Here is a 1713-nt window from a genome sequence, read left to right as displayed (position 1 = left end):
GGGTGATCGGCTCGCCGGTGTCCGGTCGAGCTGATCTTGACGTTGGGGTTGTGTGCGCGTGCGTGTGGGCGGTGCCTGCGCCCGTCTCCCGGCCCTACGTAGCGTTCAAGCGGGTTGTTCCCGACAGCCTTCATCCGGGCTTGGTGGGGAGACGGGCGGGGCTGCCCATGGTCAGTTGCGGGATGTGATCCCGACGGCGATGCGGGCTCGCCCCGCCCGTGGTCAGCGGGCGCGCTCAGGCGGCGATCGCGGCCTCCTGTTCTGCGTGGGCGGCGGTGCGGTCGAGGCCGGCGGCGATGGCCGGATCCCAGGGAACGCCGGTGGTGATGACGGCGTGCAGTTGGCGCAGCAGGCTGCCGGCGACCGCCACCCGGGCCTGGGTGGTGGTGAGCCGTCGTTCGGCGCGGCCGACCAGGTGGGCGTGGCGGGCGGCCAGCACCGGGTTGTGGTGCAGCGCGCCCCAGACCGCCCGCCAGGCGGCCAGCCGGAGTTCGGGGCGGCCGCGGCCGCTGATGCCGGTGCGGCCCTGGTAGGTGCCCGAGGCGTTGTCGCGGGGGCACAGTCCGGCGTGCTTGACCAGCGCGCGGGCGCTGGAGAAGCGGGCCGGATCGCCGGACTCGGCCAGGATGGTCGCGGCGCCGACCGGCGAGAGCCCGGGGATGCTGGCCAGCAGGTCGGTCAGCCCGAGCTGATCGAGGACGGCGACCATCCGTTCCTCGACCACGGCCATCTCGGCGCGGGCGTGGGCCAGGTCGGCCAGCGCGAAGCGGACCCGCTCCAGCGCGCCGGCCCGCTGACCCAGCACGCCGACGGCGGCGGAGTCGGGCTCGGTGACGGCGTCGAACACCGCGCGGACGATCGCCGAGTACCAGCGGCTGGCGCCGTGGTTGGGCAGCTCCCGGCGAACCGCGGTAGCGAACTCCTCCCAGCCCTGTCGGCCGATCACCGCGAGGTCGCCGCTGTCACCGACCAGGTCGAGCGCGACGGTGAGCGCGGCCAGCCAGCTCTTGGACTCCAGCGGGTCGGCGGCCGCGGACAGCGCCGCCGGCCACGCGCACTCGAGCAGGTCACGCACCTGCTGACGGGCCGCGCCGACGTCGGTGACCAGGCCGGTGCGGCGGGCGCCCAGGTGCCGCAGCCGCGCCCAGTCCGGGTCGGCCCGCTCGGGCAGATAGCAGCGCAGCTCGGTGACCAACCGGGCGATGATCATCGCGTCGGAGTCGTCGTTCTTGTTCCGGGTGAAGTCCTCGGCCTCCCGCGCCCGGTGCACCAGCAGCGGCTGCACACACACCAGCCGCACGCCGTGCTCGGCGGCGATCTGGTCGAGCACCCGCCACCGGTGACCGGTCGGCTCACACGCCACCACGACCGAGGTGAAACCGGCCTCGGCCGCCCGCGCCAGTCCCCACGCCACGGCCTCGGCCAGCTGCCAGGCCTTGGCCTTGATCGTCCGCCGGGCGAGCACCTGCGAGTCCTGGTCGGTCAGCGCGCAGACCTGCTTGTCGGCGGCCAGATCGAAGGCCAGCACCGCCGAGTCGCGGGTGACCACCGCCCGCAACCGGGCCAGCTTCTCGTTACGGCGACGATCTCCACGAGACAGCCGACGAGAGCTACGGTTCGACACGACATCCTCCTGGTTGGGGTTGGGACACCAAGCCCGTTCACCCCACCAGGGGGATGTCCTGGGTCTTCAACCGCTCAGGGAGTTACTAC

At 73.3% G+C, this 1713-nt stretch carries 1 protein-coding gene; it reads right to left on the bottom strand.

Annotation, left to right across the window (positions count from 1 at the left end; translation table 11 throughout):
- Positions 1 to 235 precede the first annotated feature (235 nt).
- A complete protein-coding gene (locus E4P41_RS21625) occupies positions 236 to 1624 on the bottom strand; it encodes an IS110 family transposase (RefSeq protein ID WP_135143246.1) in 1389 nt (462 codons plus the stop codon).
- Positions 1625 to 1713 lie beyond the last annotated feature (89 nt).

Source organism: Geodermatophilus sp. DF01-2 (genome assembly GCF_004571065.1).
Classification (GTDB): domain Bacteria; phylum Actinomycetota; class Actinomycetes; order Mycobacteriales; family Geodermatophilaceae; genus Geodermatophilus.
The sequence above is the reverse complement of the archived record's forward strand: the minus strand, read 5'-3'. Positions and strand labels throughout refer to the sequence as shown.